The sequence below is a fragment of the Providencia sp. NPDC089933 genome, from assembly GCF_049545585.1.
GTDB lineage: Bacteria > Pseudomonadota > Gammaproteobacteria > Enterobacterales > Enterobacteriaceae > Providencia > Providencia huashanensis.
Map to the genome: position 1 here is coordinate 130978 of NZ_JBMWDT010000010.1, position 19486 is coordinate 150463.

General features: G+C 40.1%; 16 protein-coding genes. 8 read left to right on the top strand and 8 right to left on the bottom strand.

The window, feature by feature from the left end:
• Positions 1 to 6: 6 nt before the first annotated feature.
• Both mscM and ACPEH5_RS15165 read left to right on the top strand, forming a co-directional pair.
• The gene (gene mscM, locus ACPEH5_RS15160) at positions 7 to 3348 is read left to right on the top strand and encodes a miniconductance mechanosensitive channel MscM (RefSeq protein ID WP_042845826.1); all 3342 of its coding nucleotides are present in this window, start codon (positions 7 to 9) and stop codon (positions 3346 to 3348) included.
• Between the two features lie 7 nt (positions 3349 to 3355).
• Entirely contained in the window at positions 3356 to 3694 is a 339-nt protein-coding gene (locus tag ACPEH5_RS15165) for a hypothetical protein (protein ID WP_048605800.1), read from the top strand.
• Between the two features lie 3 nt (positions 3695 to 3697).
• Here the strand turns inward: ACPEH5_RS15165 and ACPEH5_RS15170 are convergent, their stop codons facing one another.
• The 5 genes from ACPEH5_RS15170 to pldA form a co-directional block, all read right to left on the bottom strand.
• Positions 3698 to 4501: a tetratricopeptide repeat protein gene (locus tag ACPEH5_RS15170; RefSeq protein WP_129466647.1), complete on the bottom strand. Its 804-nt coding sequence runs from the start codon at positions 4499 to 4501 to the stop codon at positions 3698 to 3700.
• 228 nt (positions 4502 to 4729) lie between these two features.
• Positions 4730 to 5542: a sugar/pyridoxal phosphate phosphatase YigL gene (gene yigL / locus ACPEH5_RS15175; protein WP_042845830.1), complete on the bottom strand. Its 813-nt coding sequence runs from the start codon at positions 5540 to 5542 to the stop codon at positions 4730 to 4732.
• 13 nt (positions 5543 to 5555) lie between these two features.
• Positions 5556 to 6551: a lysophospholipase L2 gene (pldB, locus tag ACPEH5_RS15180; RefSeq protein WP_042845831.1), complete on the bottom strand. Its 996-nt coding sequence runs from the start codon at positions 6549 to 6551 to the stop codon at positions 5556 to 5558.
• Positions 6552 to 6571: 20 nt separating this feature from the next.
• Positions 6572 to 8398, bottom strand: coding sequence for an ATP-dependent DNA helicase RecQ (recQ, locus tag ACPEH5_RS15185; RefSeq protein WP_423727055.1), 1827 nt, complete (start codon positions 8396 to 8398; stop codon positions 6572 to 6574).
• A 111-nt stretch (positions 8399 to 8509) separates the two neighbouring features.
• The gene (gene pldA, locus ACPEH5_RS15190; RefSeq protein ID WP_042845834.1) at positions 8510 to 9400 is read right to left on the bottom strand and encodes a phospholipase A; all 891 of its coding nucleotides are present in this window, start codon (positions 9398 to 9400) and stop codon (positions 8510 to 8512) included.
• Positions 9401 to 9556: 156 nt separating this feature from the next.
• On the opposite strand from pldA, the gene ACPEH5_RS15195 reads away from it, so the two are divergent.
• The 6 genes from ACPEH5_RS15195 to prfH all read left to right on the top strand — a co-directional run bounded on the left by ACPEH5_RS15195 (position 9557) and on the right by prfH (position 17260).
• On the top strand, positions 9557 to 10027 hold the full coding sequence (locus ACPEH5_RS15195) for a thioesterase family protein (protein WP_042845835.1): 471 nt from the start codon (positions 9557 to 9559) through the stop codon (positions 10025 to 10027).
• Positions 10028 to 10186: 159 nt separating this feature from the next.
• Positions 10187 to 11080, top strand: a complete 894-nt coding sequence (gene rarD / locus ACPEH5_RS15200; protein ID WP_042845837.1) for an EamA family transporter RarD — start codon at positions 10187 to 10189, stop codon at positions 11078 to 11080.
• Between the two features lie 686 nt (positions 11081 to 11766).
• Positions 11767 to 13119 carry an APC family permease gene (locus ACPEH5_RS15205; protein ID WP_042845838.1) on the top strand — a complete coding sequence of 451 codons (1353 nt, stop codon included), beginning with the start codon at positions 11767 to 11769 and terminating at the stop codon, positions 13117 to 13119.
• A gap of 101 nt (positions 13120 to 13220) precedes the next feature.
• Entirely contained in the window at positions 13221 to 14939 is a 1719-nt protein-coding gene (locus ACPEH5_RS15210; protein ID WP_042845840.1) for an amidohydrolase, read from the top strand.
• Positions 14940 to 15515: 576 nt separating this feature from the next.
• Positions 15516 to 16649, top strand: coding sequence for an RNA ligase RtcB family protein (locus tag ACPEH5_RS15215; protein WP_048605796.1), 1134 nt, complete (start codon positions 15516 to 15518; stop codon positions 16647 to 16649).
• Positions 16649 to 17260: a peptide chain release factor H gene (gene prfH / locus ACPEH5_RS15220; protein ID WP_226693414.1), complete on the top strand. Its 612-nt coding sequence runs from the start codon at positions 16649 to 16651 to the stop codon at positions 17258 to 17260. Before ACPEH5_RS15215 ends, prfH begins: the two co-directional genes overlap by 1 nt.
• A 44-nt stretch (positions 17261 to 17304) precedes the next feature.
• Here the strand turns inward: prfH and ACPEH5_RS15225 are convergent, their stop codons facing one another.
• From ACPEH5_RS15225 to ACPEH5_RS15235, 3 genes are all read right to left on the bottom strand, one after another.
• Positions 17305 to 18114, bottom strand: a complete 810-nt coding sequence (locus ACPEH5_RS15225; RefSeq protein WP_129466649.1) for a hypothetical protein — start codon at positions 18112 to 18114, stop codon at positions 17305 to 17307.
• Between the two features lie 165 nt (positions 18115 to 18279).
• On the bottom strand, positions 18280 to 18864 hold the full coding sequence (locus tag ACPEH5_RS15230) for a 2OG-Fe(II) oxygenase (RefSeq protein ID WP_042845847.1): 585 nt from the start codon (positions 18862 to 18864) through the stop codon (positions 18280 to 18282).
• 245 nt (positions 18865 to 19109) lie between these two features.
• On the bottom strand, positions 19110 to 19486 hold a 377-nt coding region (locus ACPEH5_RS15235; RefSeq protein WP_423727056.1), incomplete at its 5' end, for a hypothetical protein.

The window sequence follows — 19486 nt, forward strand, 5'->3', positions numbered from 1 at the left end:
CTTACTGTGCGTTTGATTATCAGTTTTTTTGTTAGTCTGTTAATCGTTTTTTCTTCCGTTGCGGCACCTACGGCGGCGCAGGATGAAGCACAGATTAAGCAGGAGCTCAAACAACTTGATTCGAGTAAAAACCCCAAAGATGCAGAAATAGCTCAAGCGTTACAAGGCGCACTCAATTGGATAAACGAAACTCGTGATTCTGAAGCTAAAGCAAAATCTTATCAAAAAGCTATTGATGATTTCCCTAATATTATTAAGGAGCTAAGACAAAAGCTACTTAACGAAAGTGATCAACCTGCCCCTATCCCAGTTGGGATTAGTTTAGGGGAATTAGACCAGCGTATTATTCAACTCAGTAGCCAATTACTGGACCAAAGCCGTCTAACCCAACAGGAGCAAGATAAAGGCCGAGAGATCAGTGAGTCATTAAATGTACTGCCACAACAACTTTCTGAAGCAAGGCGTATACTCACTGAAGCAACATCACGCTTTCAATCCCTTAGTACTCCATCAACGCCTTTGGCTGAAGCCCAGTATACCTTAGCTCAAGCGGAAGTAAGTGCTCGCAAATCAGCCGTTAATGAATTAGAAATGGCGCAGTTGTCCGCCAATAATCGCCAAGAAATTTCACGTATTACTTTAGAGTTATATAAAAAACGTTATCAACGCATGGAGCTTGAGCTTCAAAAATTACGTGACTTTCAAAATACTCAACGCCAACAAAAAGCCATTTTAGCTTTAGAACATACAGAAATGTTGGCTGAACAAGGTGAATTAACGCCCTTTTTGAAAGAACAGCTTGATGTCAACCGTAAAATGTCACAAGAATTAACGGCTCAAGCTCAACGTATGAGTGCGATTACCACCAGCCAATCGGAAATATCTACCAGTATTCGCGATGCTCGCCAAGCATTAACAACCATTCGCGAGCAAGCTCAATGGATCAGTAGTTCGAGTACTCTAGGGGAAGCATTGAGGACACAGCTTTCTCGTTTGCCAGATATCCCTAAAAGCCAGCAACTTGACCGTGAAATGGCTGATTTACGAGTCCAACGCTTAAATTACGAAGATAGCCTTGATAGACTAACTAAAATTGATACCCGCGAACAAGAAACGGCTAATGAGCTAAATGCAGCCCAAATTCAGGTTTATCAATCTTTAATCAAAACACGTCGGGAGCTATTAACCTCGTTGATTTCAGGCCTTGACGCTGAAATGTTAGAACTGACAAAGTTAAATGTTGCGACAGGGCAATTAACAGATGCATTAAAAGAAGTAAAAGATGCGTCTAACCGCTACCTATTTTGGGTAGCTGATGTCCCGCCAATTAGCATCAGTTATCCCGTATTGCTAGTCACAGATATTACCCAGTTACTGTCACTTGATACCTTGTCCCAGCTTGCTGGCGCACTCAGTGTTATGGTGACAACCCAAGATACTTTTTTATATCTTTTAGGTTCAATAGCACTGGTCATTTTTAGCATCAGTACTCGCAAACATTACCAAGCATTCCTTGATCGCTCCAGTTTACGTATCGGTAAAGTGACGCAAGACCGCTTCTATTTAACCATCCGTACTATTTTCTGGTCGATTATTGTGGCACTGCCATTACCAATGATGTGGTCCGCTATAGGTTATGGGTTACAAAGTGCATGGCAGTATCCGATGGCCGTCGCCATTGGTTTTGGCGTGAGTGCAACCACACCACTTTTATGGCTGTTTATGATCAGTGAGACCTTCTCTCGCCCAACGGGGTTATTTATTTCCCACTTTGGTTGGGACAAAGACGCTGTCAAACGAGCGATGCGTTATTACCGTATGGCTATTTTTGTTATCGTCCCTCTCGTTATGGCCATTATCACCTTTGAACATTATAGTGATAGGGAATTTGCGGCAAGTATTGGCCGTTTCTGCTTCATCTTTTTGTGTATCGCATTAAGCCTAATTACTAATAACCTACGTCGCTCACAAATTCCGCTGTATATAGATAGACATGGGTCTGGGGAAAATATTGTTAATAAAGCACTATGGTGGATGATATTACTCGCCCCCATCATTGCCGCATTTTTCTCTATTTTAGGCTATTTTTCAACATCACAAGCCCTACTCGCCCGCTTAGAAACCTCCGTGGCAATTTGGTTTGTGATCCTCATTATATATCACACCATTCGTCGATGGATGTCGATGCAACGCCGTAAGCTTGCGTTTGAGCGTGCTAAGCAGCGCCGTGCAGAGATTTTGGCACAACGAGCCAAAGGTGAAGATGATAACCAACAAGCAAGTGCCAGTAGCGAAGGGAATATTGATATCGAAGAACAGGTCATTGACCTTGATACTATCAGTACCCAATCTGTTGGGCTGGTACGCTCAATTTTAACCATGATAGCCTTGGTATCACTTATTTGGCTGTGGTCAGAATTACACACTGCATTTTCTTTCTTAGAAAATATTCGCTTATGGGATGTGACTTCCACAGTAAATGGTGTTGATACTATTCAGCCTATCACGATGGGTTCTATCTTTATTGCCATTTTAACGATTATTGTAACGGCTCAATTAGTTCGTAACCTTCCAGCTTTATTGGAACTTGCAGTATTACAGCATTTAGATTTAACGCCAGGTACTGGCTACGCTATCAGTACACTAACCAAGTATGGTATCACCCTTATTGGTACCATTGTCGGCTTCTCTATGTTAGGGATTGACTGGTCAAAACTTCAATGGTTAATCGCGGCAATGGGGGTTGGGCTTGGCTTCGGTTTACAAGAAATTTTTGCCAATATTATTTCTGGTTTGATGATTTTATTTGAAAAACCAATTCGTATCGGGGACACCGTGACTATTCGTAACTTAACGGGTAGCATCACCAAAATCAATACCCGGGCAACGACCCTAACAGATTGGGATAGAAAAGAAATTATTGTGCCGAACAAGGCTTTTATTACCGAGCAATTTATTAACTGGTCACTTTCTGACACTATCACCCGTATCGTTATGACCATCCCCGCACCATCAGATGCCAACAGTGAGTTAGTGACTAACACTATTTTACGCGCAGCGAATCGCTCTACGATGATCTTAGATAACCCAGCGCCAGAAGTGTATTTGGTTGATTTACAGCAAGGGATTCAAATATTTGAGTTACGTGTCTATGCAGCTGAGATGGGGCACCGCTTACCGGCTCGTCATGAGATCCACCAAAATATTTTAGTTTCCTTTGCTGAACAAGGGATTACCTTACCATTCCCACCATTCCAAGCGAGGGTCGATGTGCGCGATAACTCACTGCAGAGTGCAACTAACAACCTCTCTGGGCGTAATCCTGCTCGTAAGTCTGGGGAGTTGTAAACCGATTATGTCGCTAGAGCCACAGCATCAAGATGAGCTAATTAAGTTGAGGATTGCCCAACTTGAACGAGTTGGGTCAATTTTATTCTTTTTGATCCCATTAATTATCTTATTAATCGTTGGTAAAAGTTTCGCATTTAATACACTCTACCTATGGCAAGCTTATTGCTTAGTCTACATTGTGATATTTCGCATGATGACGGCGACGCTTTCTTCTAAAGAGGTACAGCTGAGTATCCGACGGGGGTGGGGTTATAACCGCTTTTATCGGTTGAGTTGGAGCTACCTGATATTGTCACTACTTATAATGGCAGGGGCCAGAATTATCTCCGGCCCATCAAACTAACAATCAACTGGCTTTTTTCCCGTAGGATTTAATATAACTTTCAGCCAGTTTCTGCGCTTGTTGTAAGTCTGCGCTCTCTAATTGCTCTTCAATTTTACTTTGCAAACGGCGGCTCTCCGCATTGCCACTATAAACTGCGGTAGATAACCATGCATAAGCTTGCTGTAAGTTTTTCTTAACACCACGCCCTTCTGAATACATCACCCCTAAACGGTCTTGGGATTTGGCATCTTTTTGTTTGGCGGCTTTTCTAAACCAAAAGACAGCTTTTTCATCATCTAAATCAACACCACTGCCAATCGAATACATCTGAGCAATATGGAATTGGGCAATAACATTACCGCCTTGAGCGGCTTTTCTAAACCAAAAAGCGGCCTTTTCTAAATTTTGCGGGACACCCAAGCCTTGGGCATACATCATTGCCATATTGGTTTCAGCGCGAGTATCACCATTTTCCGCCGCTTGCTCATACCATAACATCGCTTTATCATAGTCACGACGAACACCAAAACCATTCACAAACATGGTGCCAAGCCTAAACTGTGCGTCAGAATTCCCTTGGTTCCCAGCCCGAACAAACCAATCCGCTGCGGCTTTCGAGTCTTGAGAAACCCCGTTACCTTTAAAATAACGTTCTCCAAGTTGGAATTGAGCTTCAGGGTCACCTTTTTGCGCTAATTGTTTAATCTGCTCTATCGTGGGTTCTTGCTCTGTGGTTGCAGCAGTAGGAGCTGTACTCGGTGTTGCAATTAATACTGAGCTATAAAAAACAGAACTCACCAACAATGCTAACGCAATTTTTTTCATCCTAAGAAACCCTCAACAGTGCTATATCCATTAATATCGACCCAAACACCTAGACCCCTAGTGTAAATTTTCTCTTTGTGAGAAAAAATAGGAAAAATGACCTAATTGACTTAAAAAGCACGTTTCGCCGAATTTCAGTCCCAACTGGCTAGCTTTCTAAATTAAGTATAAATAAGTTGGGTAAATACCATACTTACCCAACTTATTACTGAAGGGCTTACCTCAACACTATACGTTACTTAAGTATTTGTTTCTTAAATAACGAGCAACAGCATCATCACTATTTGAACCGATCACTTCCATCGTCGGTAACGCATCCTTCAGTAACTGGTGGGCATTTTGCATAATACAACCCTTTCCAGCCATGGTAAGCATCTCTTTGTCATTCATGCCATCACCAAATGCGATACAATCATTTGTAGCATAGCCATGTAACCCAGCAACTTGCTTCAAGGCCTCACCTTTAGAAACTGCCCCAGCCATAACTTCAAGACAGCTACGCAAAGAAAATGTGACATTCACTTTATCTTTCCAGCGATCCTGAATTCGCTGCTGCAAATCCACTAATAGATCATGATCTTCACTGGTGTAATAAACTTTGCAAACTTCTGAGGTTTTAAAGTTATGTCGATCAAACAGTTGATAATTAAACACCGATTCTTTGAAAAACTCTTTTTGCTCTGGGCTTTCTCGGTTAATAAACCAATCATCACCATGATAATAGTTAGTGACGAGCTCTGGGTTATCAAATTCCATTAGGCAAAGCTCATGGGCGATTTGGGCATCAACATTGTGCTCAAAAATCAAGTCACCCTGTGTGTTATGAATACGAGCACCATTTGAAGTGATCATATAAGCATCGATGCCTAAGCCATCGCGGATTTGTGCAACGTCCACGTGATGGCGCCCAGTAGCAAACACAAAATGAATATCTTGTGTTTCAACTAACTGTTTTAATGTGTCTTTGGTATAAGACGTTAAGTCATGATTGGGAGATAGTAATGTCCCATCTAAATCGGAGGCAACTACTGGATATTTCATATTCAAACCCTAACTAATACTGCTCAAAAAAATCACAGATAGCGTTGAGTGCCATAGCTCTTAACGCATCCACTTCAAATAGGATTTCATGGTGTGCCCCTTCAATGACGAGAGGTAATTTTTCTTCTCTTCCTATTTGCGCTTTTTGCCGACTTTGGCAAAAAGCTTGTAGCTCTTTATTGCTGACCACTTTTTCTTCGCTGGCTTCCAACACCATCAGTGGTACATCAATGTCCCCCGCTTTCGCAATTAGCTCATCGCCCATCGCAAAACTCTCACGCAACCAGTGGTATGTTGGCCCACCTAAACGTAATTCGGGGTAATCCGCATAGTAACGCAAATAACGCCGATAACGCTCTGAGCTGTGTGTTAATACATTGATTAAATAAGGTAAAGGCTGCCACTTACCTGTTGATGCCGCATAATCATTACGCACACTCTCACGTGATTCTGCCCTATCAACAATAAAACTCGCCATCCAACGAGGCATTGGCAGATTGATACCAATCATCGGTGCGCACAGAGTCGCAGCATCAAAGGTGAGGCTATCGCGCAATAAATACCCTGCAAGAATTGCGCTCCCCATAGAATGCGCCAATGCGTAACATTTTGGGTAATGGCGATACTTAACCTCTAATTCGATAAATTTTTCAAAATCATCAATATAGTCAGTGAACTTTTCAACATGCCCTTTTTGAGGGTCTGTCAGCATACGGCCTGAACGCCCTTGACCACGATGATCTATAATAAATACGTCATAGCCTAAATGATAAAAATCATATGCTACTTCAGGATACTTCACATAACTTTCACTTCGACCAGGTGAAATGACGACCGCTTTATGGTGGGTAGGATGAATAAACCGGACATAATGAATAGGGATATCATCAACACCAAGGAAATTAAATTCTTCACGGTGCTGCCAGAAGTCTAAAAGGGGGCCATTGGTAAAGGCAGAAAATTGAGTTTCTCGATTCAGCCAACTTTCTTTTAGGCTTTCAGGCGTCATCCGGTAGTTTCCTTATTTATTCATTCATAACCTTCAAGATGGTCTCGGATAAGCGTCATAAATGCATCCCCAAAACGTTCAAGCTTACGCTCACCAACGCCATTAATTAACAGTAACTCAACCGAAGAGGTTGGTGTATGTTCGGCCATTTCGATAAGTGTCGCATCATTAAATACCACAAATGGTGGGATATTTTCTTCGTCTGCTATCGATTTACGTAATTTACGCAATTTCGCAAATAGCTTCTTATCATAATTACCATGATAAATTTTGTTTTGTTGATTACGGCTTTTTGCCACTAAAACACGAGGAACTGCGAGTTGTAATACACTTTCACCTCGCAATATTGGCCTAGCGGCTTCGGTGAGTTGCAGTGCAGAAAAGTGCGTAATGTTCTGAGTGATCATGCCTAAATGTACCAATTGGCGGATCACACTAACCCAATGCTCATTACTGTGTTCTTTACCGATACCATAAACAGGCAGCTTGTCGTGCCCTAAATCCCGTATCCGTTGATTATTCGCACCACGCAACACCTCAACAATATAGCCGATACCAAAGCGTTGACCAACACGATAAATACAAGAAAGCGCTTTTTGTGCATCAATTAACCCATCATACTGTTTCGGTGGGTCTAAACAAATATCACAATTACCACAAGGCTGCTGTCGATTTTCGCCGAAGTAGTTCAGTAAGACTAAGCGACGACAGGTCTGAGCCTCCGCAAAAGCGGCTATCGCATTCAGTTTATGCCGCTCGATATCCTGCTGCATACCTGCGGGTTTTTCTTCAAGGCAACGACGCAGCCATGCCATATCTGCTGGGTCATAAAATAGAATGGCTTCGGCTTCAACGCCATCACGCCCCGCACGACCCGTTTCCTGATAATATGCTTCAATATTACGAGGAATATCAAAGTGAGCAACAAACCGTACATTGGATTTGTTAATGCCCATTCCAAAAGCCACTGTTGCAACCACAACTTGTAAGTTATCTTTTAAAAAGGCGTCTTGTACCCACTCTCGTTGTGAAGCCTCTAGCCCCGCATGGTAAGCTGCAACACTCAAGCCACGTTTTTGCAGGCGCTCGGTGGTTTCCTCAACTTTATTACGGCTATTACAATAAACGATCCCCGCCTTCCCTTTTTGGCTTTTAATAAAAAACCAAAGTTGATCCAAAGGCTTATATTTCTCTACTAGGGTATAACGAATATTTGGTCTATCAAAACTGCTCACATGAACCAAAGGATCACGCAGCTCTAATAAGCGAATAATATCTGCTCGAGTTGTTTCATCTGCGGTGGCCGTTAATGCCATAACGGGGATATCAGGCAAAGATTGCCTTAACTGACCTAATGAACGATATTCAGGGCGAAAATCATGCCCCCATTGTGAAATGCAGTGCGCTTCATCAACCGCCAGCAAACTGATATTCCAATTCGATAATTGGCTCAGAAAATAATCAGTCAGTAACCGCTCAGGGGCAACATATAATAATTTAATGTCACCACGGCTACATAATTCCATGATTTGGCGCTGTTCTTGGGAGGTTTGCGATGAATTTAGACAAGCCGCACTGACACCGTGTAACCGCAATTGGTCTACTTGGTCTTTCATCAGTGAAATAAGAGGAGAGACCACCAAGGTAACCCCTTCTTTTACTAAAGCAGGCACTTGGTAACATAAGGACTTGCCGCCCCCTGTTGGCATTAACACTAAGCAATCACGATTATCAAGGATAGCCCCAATAACTGCATCTTGCCCAGAGCGAAATGACTGGTAACCAAATGTACTGTTAAGCACATTTTCAGCCAGCGAAAGTTGGTTAATGACACAAGCAGTTGACACAAACTTCCTCAATCTATAAAACAAGTCGCTGCCCAGTTGAGCAGCGAATTTGTTGATTCATCAAAAGATATTTAGCTCTAACTAACAAAATCAGGTTGAGCTAACCTTAGATTACAACATGTCGTTTAACATAACACCGATACCAAATCGAGTTTGGCGATAGTTGTAGTCTATCATTGACTCGCCATATCCGCTAAACAACTGAGTATAAATTCGCACATGTTTACTAATTGGATAGCTCCAACCTAATTCAGCACCGCCATAACCGGTGTTCCAGTTATAACGACCCGTGGTTGTAAACACACTGTCACCCAGCGCATAACCGACTTTCAGGCGGTAATATCCCATATATTTTGTGATATCTGAGTTATCATCGCTACCTTCGCTTTCATGAATACGGTACCAAGGTTTTAGGTCAACTTGCCAATTGCCATTTTGTGCCATCATCCTTGCATATACCCGATTCCAGCTACGTGAGGTTGGGTCGGAACGACCATTTGATTCATGGTTAAAACCAGTTTCAATTTCACGCAAAGTCCAGCCACCCAGTTGATAATCGGTTAGCCAGCCGACAAAAACCTGCGGCTCATAATTGGTTTCACGAAAAGGAGAAGATTCTTTTTTATTGCTCAGTTGCCACCAAGAACGTTGTGTATACGAGACCGCGAGAATGGAATCATCCCCTGCAATCCCCTCCCATAAAGGAAAGGCTAAACTTAATTGAAATTTAACTTCATCTTTTAATGCATCATCCCCCCAGTTGTAGCTCGAAATCGCATTTTTATTTATCGAGGAAGTATAGGTGTAAATGATGTAATTTGATTCATACGGATACAACACAAAAGGGTTATCATAATTTTGTAATAACCCTGAAATAATGCTCCCTCTGATTGGTGTGTTGCTCGTTATATCCTGATTTGACTGGGAATTAATTTCAGTCGCAGATAGAGAAGCAGACCAAAAACAGAGCACGGCACTCAATAACACTGCTAAAGCACGCATTAGTCATTCCTATTTTCAACATCGTCAAAAAAAAGTTTGTCCTATTTTACACATAAAACCCACAGACTGTTGAAAGATTATTCATACGTTTGTTAGAGACATATTTTATACATAATGTTAACTTATCATTTACATTTTATTCAAAGGATGAACATGATGAATGACCGTATCTATACCTTAGAAGAAGCCAGTGAGCTAATGAGCCATGCATTTATCTACAAAATGCCTTTTAACCAATTACTCGGCATTAAACTGGCCAATATGAATGATGATTTTGTTCAGCTAACAATTGAAAACCGCCAACAACTCATTGGCAACTTCACTCAAAATATTCTACATGGTGGTGTGATTGCCTCTATTTTAGATGTTGCTGGCGGAATGGTGTGTATTAACCGCATATTGCAGCGCATTGACCCGCTATCACATACAGAAATTGTGGATAAAATGTCGCGAATGGGCACAATTGATCTACGCGTGGATTATTTACGTCCTGGACGTGGTGAAGTATTTACCGCGAGTGCCAGTTTATTAAGAGACGGCAATAAAATAGCCGTCACCCGTTGTGAATTACATAATGAAAATAACCAACATATTGCGACTGCGACCGCTACTTATCTCGTTGGTTGAGTTAGTGTTGTAAATAATTAGTCACTTAGTAAACTATTAACTTGTAAAAAAACCTGAGCAATGTCACATTAGTGGCATCAAAAATCGAGCCGCACAAAAAACGGCTCGGTATCTCTGTATAAATTTCTTTTAGTTTTTAATTCAATTTCAGAGCCAACAATGAGCCAGCAAAATACTACCAAAGGCGTATTATGTGCCTTAGGCGCCTATTTTATTTGGGGTGTCGCACCTATTTATTTTAAAAGTATCCAAGAAGTGCCCGCAGAAGAAATCCTGACTCATCGTATTATCTGGTCATTTTTCTTTATGATTTTGTTATTAACCGTTTCACGACATTGGAATTATGTCCGTCAAGTACTCAAGCAACCCAAGAAAATATTACTTCTCGGCGTGACAGCGACAACAATTGCTTGCAACTGGTTAATTTATATTTGGTCTGTTAATAATGGTTATATGTTACAAGCAAGCTTAGGCTACTTTATCAACCCATTAGTTAACGTATTGTTTGGTATGTTATTTTTACAAGAGCGCTTCCGCCCTATGCAATGGTTTGCCGTCGCGCTTGCCTTAACTGGGGTATTAATCCAACTTTGGCAATTCGGTTCAGTCCCCGTTATCGGCTTAAGTCTAGCTGTAACATTTGCAACGTATGGTTTATTACGTAAAAAACTTGGCGTAGATGCTCAAACAGGGATGACATTCGAGACATTATGGCTACTACCTGTTGGCGTTATTTTCTTATTATTTTTTGCAGATAGCCCTACCAGTAACATGGCTGTCAATGATTGGCACTTGAATATTCTATTGATTGCCGCGGGTGTTATTACGACGGTGCCATTATTATTATTCACAGAGGCAGCAAACCATTTACGGTTATCCACCCTTGGGTTTTTCCAATATATGGGGCCAAGTATTATGTTCTTGCTGGCGGTCTTTGTGTATGGAGAAGTCATGACCACTGAATTATTAGTAACTTTTGGCTTTATCTGGATTGCATTAGTTTTGTTTACATTAGATGCTTTATATACTCAACAAAAGCTGAGGAAGAAATAAATTATCGCAATTTATATAAAGCTGCATAGTGGATAAACAGTGCCAATTTCAAACACCGACTTTGTTTTTAATATAAAAAGAAAGTCGGTGTTTCATTATATGGAACAAAAATAATTAATTTAATTAATGCAATGATGATAAAAAAGAATATTAATTTTTTATTATGAATAATACTTAGAGTTAATCAAAACCAGATAGATTAATTCTCACACCCCATAACGAAATCAAAAATAACCATATAAATCAATTAATTACAATAACCTCATTTGGCTTGATTTTATTCTAAAAATAGCTATCATTTAACCTATCTTAAATTCTCATCAATTAACTGACTCTTCTATAAACAACTTATTGATATAAAAGTAATTCTATATTTTTTTCAATTAATGATTGCTTAATAGGAACTTGGTAATTATATTGTACGCCGCTTGTATTCACCCCAGCGGATGGTGATGGTCCGATTCATCACTGACGTTTCATTAAAGTGCGCACGATGACATTTAATTAAAATGTCCTGGTGCGAGGTTTTCTGAAATTGAATATGACGCGTAAGTATTAAATAAAAACAGTGTAGTACTATAGCCAATGTTATAAAGACCAAGCTATATGGCTGCATTTTAGGTTCACTCTCCCTGAGTATTCAGACAGAGTTAACGTTGTTAAGGGCTTTTGGGAAGGGCTTCAAAATGCAACAGAATACCGTTCAAATGAAACGCGTACTAACCACTCCTGCGTTAGTTTTTTTCGGGCTGGCCTATATGGTACCACTCGGAATTTTCACCACCTATGGGCAAGTTACTGTATTAAGTGAAGGGCATTTGCCTGTCGCTTATTTGATTACATTAGCCGCTGTCTTTTTTACTGCCATGAGCTATTGCAAAATGACTAGCGCACTTCCACTTTCTGGATCTGCCTACTCATATGTACAAAAAACTTTCGGCGGCACACTTGGCTTTTTAGTTGGTTGGGCACAATTGCTCGACTACCTATTCCTACCAATTATCAACTACATCGCGATTGGGATCTTCGTTCATGAAGCTTTCCCTGATATTCCAATGTATGTGATTATTTGTAGCACCATCACAATTGTTAGCATTATGAATATATTGGGGATCAAATTAGTTTCCTCAATGAATATGCTAATCATTTTAATGCAATTTGTGTTTATCGCTGTATTTTTATACCTAAGCTTTAAAACATCATTTGTATTAGATGCAGATGCCTTATTGGCACCAATTACGGTTATGGCAGATCAAGCCTCTGGGCTGTTTGCAGGTGCCGCAGTGCTGTGCCTAGCCTTCCTTGGCTTTGATGCAATTTCAACCATGGCAGAAGAAACCAAAGATGCTCGCAGCGCATTACCTAAAGCAATCCTATACACTGTGTTTATCGCTGGAACGCTATTTGTCGTTATCTCCTACGGCGCACACCTCGTTTATCCAATGTGGCAGGACTTTATTCCTAATACCGATGTTGCTAGCCTTGCTGTGATGAAACAAGTCGGTGGCGCAATGATGGCATCGAGCTTTATCACCGCCTATGTTATTGGTGTATTTGCCTCAGCGATGACCTCACAGGCCAGTATTGTGCGGATTTTCTATGCGATGGGCCGTGAGGGCGTACTGCCGCGTTCTTTATTTGCTTATTTACATCCAAAACTCAATACGCCTGTTTATTCCATTATTTTTGTGGCTATCGCTTCCCTGCTTTCGTTAGTTTTATCCCTAAGCATGGTTGCATCGATGATAAGCTTTGGTGCTTTGATTGCCTTCACTTTCGTGAATTTATCCGTAATCAAACATTTCTATATTGACCGAAAAGCGTCATTAGATAATACAAAAATTGTCACATGCCTGATAATGCCGTCCATTGGTGTTATCTTAACCTTATGGTTATGGACAAGCCTTGATAGCGAAGCCTTTAAAGTCGGTTTATGGTGGTTAGCTGCTGGTGCTGTTTATCTCACCCTGCTCACCCATGGCTTCACTCGTCGTCCTCCTGCAATTTCTGATGACGAAACTGAGATGATTATTAACTAATCATTTCATACTTTATAAATAATTACGGGGGAGCATTTGCCTTCCCCGTTGTTTTTTTAGCTTTGTTGCTTCTAAAGCACTACTGATACAGACGGTTTACTATGAATAATCCATTTGCTGATGTTATTTATTTTAACGGTTATATCTACACCGCAGATAACCAGAATCGCGTAGTTGATGCGATTGCGCTCCGTGACGGCTATATTCTCGCAACAGGCACCTCAGATGAACTTCATCAATATGTTGGTCCTGAAACAGAAAGTATCGATTTAGAAGGCAAAATGATGATGCCCGGCATTATTGATGGTCATATGCACCCATTTTGGGGTGGCATTCAATTGTTCGGCTGCCATTTGAACTATGAATCTTTGACTATCGATCAAATTTTAGAGCGCGTTCAAGACCATTTAGATAAAGACCCTCGTACCGGTGAAAATGATTGGCTAAAAGTAACCGCTTGGCTACGCCAAGGAATGCTCCCTGCAGGGGTTGATATGTACCGTGAAGACATGGATAAACTGAACACTCAGCGCCCTGTCGTCCTGTTTTCCAATGATTGCCATACATTGCTCGCCAATAGCCGTGCACTCGAACTCTTTGGCATTACCAAAGAAACCCCTGAGCCCCCTGATGGTAAAATTGGTAAATATGAAAATGGCGAGTTAAACGGTATTTTAGAAGATGCCCCTGCCATGCGTGCAGCCGACAGCATTCCTTCTATTCGCGATGACCAAGCTATTGAAGTTGCTGAATTAGTTCAAAAAGTATTAAATCAACAAGGCGTGACTATGGTCATGGATGCTCGGGTTTCTGAACAACAACTCGAAGCATTTTCACAATTACAACAACGCGGTGATTTAACGCTCCGTTTCCAAGCGGCTCGTGAAATTACCCCAGATGAAACTCCTGATGTGGCATCCGTTGCTAGCGCGGTGGATAAAGCCGTTGCATTTGCCAAAAAATGGCACCAAGCAGATTGGACACCGGCTCCAGGAATAGGATTGAATAATATTAAGATGTTTGTTGATGGCGTGATGCAGTTTCCAACCATGACCGCGTCATTATTACAACCATATCGTATTAATCAAGGTACTGATGATGCCCCTAATTGGGTCGAAACTAATAACTATGGCGACCTCTACTTCACTGCCGAAATCCTTGATGAACTGATGGAAAAAATAGCAGCGGCAGGTTATGACCCACACTTACACACTGTCGGCGAAGGTGCTGTGTCAATTGTATTAGATGCGATTGAAAAAATGCGAGCGGCACACCCCGAAAAAGATATTCGCCCAGGCTTAGCCCATAACGAACTAGTACATGCAGATGATTATGCACGCTTTGCCCGCTTGAAAACCATCGCTTGCCTATCTTTCCAATGGGCAGCACCAACACCTGAGCTCGCTGCTTTTGAAAAGAAAATGCTAGGTGATGAACGTTTTGAACAATTAGAACCTATCGCTAAATTTGTCGATGCAGGTGCTGTTGTTGCTTTTGGTAGTGACTGGCCAATTGATGATTTTGACGAATGGTATGACTTAAAAGTGGCAGCTACACGACGTGGGCGTGATATTAATGGTCAAAAAGCGCCAAGACTGGATAATGACCGCAACCTTACTGTTATCGAAGTTTTGCGCTCAGCAACTATTGATTCTGCTTATGCGCAACACCGAGAAGATGTACTTGGTTCACTCGAAGCAGGCAAATTTGCCGATATGATAGTGCTAGATCGCAATGTATTTGAAATCCCAGCCGATGATATTGAAAATGTAAAAGTATTGCGCACAATTATCGGTGGAAAAACCGTTCATATCGCTTAATTATACTTTTATATTATTTAAATGAATAAATACCCCAATACTAATAGTAGCGTTGGGGTATTTTAATTAGGTGCTTAAAACCACAAACCTAACTGTCTAGGTTTGGATCTAGCCCCGTTGGTTAATAATAACTAACGGGGCTTTTTCATTTCTGATCCAAAAAATAAGCTTGAACCAGAAAGGCTCAAGCACAGAATCACAGCGTAACAAACTTTTATATTCCTCACACCTGTTATTACGATAATAAAAAGTATATTTTAAAATTAATAATCATATAATATAACAATAAACAATCTCGTTATAAATTATCGAAAAATATTAACGAGAATATATTATTATAAGAAAATGACTAAAAATATTTCTTTGTAAAAATAGCGCTTGCAAAAGAAAAAAGTTATAGCTAGTATTCCCAACGTTTTATATTCATCAACTAACTGCAAGGAGGTTTACAATGTCAAAAATTAATCAAACTCTTTGCGGGCACTGTCAAAAATAGCCATTCTTTAAAAAAAAGATCCTATTCATATTGGCCCGCTAAATAACCTTATTTTTAATATTTAAATGAGTAAATAGCTTATGGGCAATACCCTTCATTTCGTTAGCGAACACGTTAGTTATATCGCAACGAAAAATACATGGATTGAAAGCAAAGCGATCCAACAATTACAAACAACGGCAAACTTACCAGATATGATATCTGTTGTTGGTATGCCTGATCTTCATCCAGGCCGAGGATATCCAATTGGTGCGGCATTTTTCTCTACTAAACGCTTCTATCCTGCATTAGTTGGCAATGATATCGGCTGCGGTATGAGTCTGTTTAAAACAGATATTAAACAATCAAAAGTTAACCTCGATAAATTAGAAAAACAGCTATCTCAGATGTCAGATCATGCCTCATTAGCATGGCTCGAAGAACATGTGCCAGACACAATGAGAACATGTGAATTTATGGCATCATTAGGCTCTATTGGTGGTGGGAATCATTTTGCAGAGTTCCAAGCCATTGACCAAGTATTGCACCCTGAATTATTTGCTACGAGTGGGTTAAATAAGCAACAGCTACTGCTATTAGTTCATAGCGGCTCGCGTGGTTTAGGCCAATCAATTCTTCGACAACACGTTGAAAAATATAACCACAATGGGCTTCTATCAGGCACTCGTGATGCTGATAATTACCTTAAAGCTCATCAAGGTGCTTTACATTTTGCACAGGTAAATCGCCGTCTTATAGGGCTACGCATGCTGCAACAGGTTAAATCAACTGGTGAACTAAGCCTAGATGTTAACCATAATTTAGTCGAGGCATGTCAAATTAATGGCATAACTGGGTGGTTACATCGTAAAGGAGCAACCCCTTCAGACCGAGGGCTGGTAATTATTCCTGGTTCGCGTGGCGATTACAGTTATTTAGTCGCACCACAGGGAAATGACGCTTGCCTGAATTCCCTCGCTCACGGCGCTGGGCGCAAATGGATGCGAGGGGAGTGTAAAGGCCGCCTATCTCATCGCTACACACCTGTTCAATTATCTCGAACAGAACTAGGTAGCCGTGTCATTTGCGCCAATAAACAACTGATTTATGAAGAAGCCCCACAATCGTATAAATCAATTGATACTGTGATTGAAAGCATGGTGAATATTGGAGTAATCCAAGTGGTGGCTAGGCTTAAACCTATCATTACCTACAAAACCAGTGGGGAGTGTTAATCATGTTATTACAATTTTCCTCTGCACAAGGCCCTGAAGAATGCTGTATTGCAGTTGAAAAAGCACTAGCCTGTTTTCTACAAGAAGCGAATAAACACCAAGTTACAGTCAATTTGTTAGAGTCTGTCCCATCGAAACAAGGGTTAAAATCTGCATTAGTTTGCCTGGAAGGTGAAAATACAGAAACATTAGCCAATACTTGGTGCGGCACTGTTCAATGGCAATGTCAAAGCCCCATCAGGCCTCGCCATAAACGGAAAAATTGGTTTCTCAATGTCACGCGTTTTTCAGCGATCAAACCTATTGAAGAAAGTGAGATTGAGTTTGAATTTACTAAAGCCCAAGGCGCGGGTGGGCAACATGTAAATAAAACGTCTTCTGCAGTTAGAGCAAAACACATTGCCACAGGTATTGCGGTTAAAGTCCAGTCTGAGCGTAGCCAACACGCAAATAAGAGACTCGCAAGGCAATTAATCCAGTGGAAACTCAGTGAGTATTACTCACAACAACTGAGCTCATTAGACAAACAGCGACATCATTCCCATTACCAAATAGAAAGGGGAAATGCTACGATCACTTTTGTTGGAATAGAGTTTAAGCGAAGTAACTAACTAATGGGGGTCCACTCTGAAAGGTGGACCCCCAACGTGACCTATTACATACGATATTGATGTGGAATAAAGATCTGGCAGCCGTGAATAGTAAAATCTGCTGACAGGTTGTTATCTAAAGAGTGACTTTCTACTGGCTTTAGTGCCGCCATGTGGTTCGATAATAAAGTTTCTTGTGTACCCTCTCTAAACCCTTCGATAACTGGTGCTAAATTCTGTGGCTCAAGTACTTTACGATAGGCTTTAGCCTGCTCCTCTATAGTTTGCGGTGGGCTTTGGGGAAGAAACGCGCTACTTTGATTCGCTTTAATCAACGATGAAATCTGTACTTGCTCTTGGGGATTGTAGTCTTTCTTGATGATATCAACATATTTAATGACTTCACTATTTATTTCTTTAAATAGATATTTCATTTCTATATTATTATTGAAGCTTGATAGAAAAGCATGTTGAATAAGCGGCGGTTTTGAGGCGTAAATTTTAGGTAGAGTGTATGTTATATCCGATATTTTACCTATCCCCTCCTGAAACTTATCAAGCGTACTTATTAGCTTTTTATCTACTGCAACATCATTATATTCACTTAATTCATGAATTAAATTTTTAAAAAGTAAATGTTTAATTTTATTTTCACTATAAAAACTCATTGATTCAAAAATATATTTTACTGTAGACTCTCTATTTTCTAATACTAATTCATCTGAACTTAACGGTTTTAAATCAATTAGTTTATAAAAATTTTTAATCTGTTCAGTTTCATACTTTAAAAACTTCTCTTCAATAACTTTGAATTGATTATTTAATTCTTTAATCAAATTTTTTACGTTATCAAGCGTTCCATAATTAGATTTCATAATAAAACTCCTTTTTAAAGTTAAGCTACTATTAACGTAGTAAAATAAAATATCGTTATTAACGTTAAAATACAAATTTATAGTTTGTATGTTTTAAAAGTTTATTGTTGAAATCTTGATAAGATAGCTTACTATCTAACAGTATCTAGAATATGAAAAAACTAATTAAGATACTGTTTCAGTTAAAAACCAACCGGCTATACTTTCACGTATCAATTTAGTTGGTAAAACCTCATGGGGAAACTCTTCTGACATAAAAAAGACCATACGCCCCGCAATCGGCTCTAATGTAAACAGTTGATTACCTGTTTGGTCGTAAACCACCAATTCACCACCATCACTAGGTTGCCATGATTCATTCATATATAAAACCGTCGTGACCTTACGCCGCCCAACACCCCTAGGGTTATCGACATGTCTCTTATAAAAACCACCCTGTGAATATCGGCAAAAATGCGTTTCAAAACCGCGTAAACCTAGGTAAAGTTGACGGTTGATTTCCTGTCTTATTTGTTCCATTTTCTCCATATAATCACAGATAGGAGCCCCCATTTCAGGTTCTAACCAAACTGTTTGGTCACCTCGAATTGCTTTATTCCCCTGTAACAAATTACGGTGACCAATACGTGCATCTTGCAGTGTTTCTGGAATGCAATCCTTGATAGCTTTTATATTAGGCGGGATCAAGAAACCGTCCCACACATACCAGCCCTGTGTAGAGAGTGAATCAATAAGTTTATTAATTGACATGATAAATACTAGAAAGGTTATTCGGTAAAACTTTATACGCTAAAAAAACAAAAAGATAAAATTAAAAGCTTAAATCTTATTGATTAAACTATCGAATCAATCTTTCTAACTAAAAACCCTTTATTTTTCATTATGTAAGTATTTTTAATCATTTGATTGAATAAGGTACCTATATAAATAAGTACCTTACACTAATAAATTATTTCGATTGATTTATTTTACAGATTAAAAATCAAACAATATTATCAGTGTGTTATTCCACACCATGCCGTCTTTCCAAAACAACTGTGCTTAGCAACAAAAACGAGAGGTTTATGTTGAGTTTCAACCAGTGCCTCTACAGATGAAGTCATTTCCTGAGACGGCTCTAGCGCCGCTGTCATTTCAATAAGGGCATCTGGTTTAGCTGTTCCAATAAGTGTATTTGGTTTCGCTGTTCCAATAAGTGCATTTGGTTTCACTGTTCCAGTAAGTGTATTTGGTTTCGCTGTTCCAATAAGTGCATCTGGTTTCGCTGTTCCAATAAGTGTATTTGGTTTCGCTGTTCCAATAAGTGCATCTGGTTTCGCTGTTCCAATAAGTGTATTTGGTTTCGCTGTTCCAATAAGTGCATCTGGTTTCG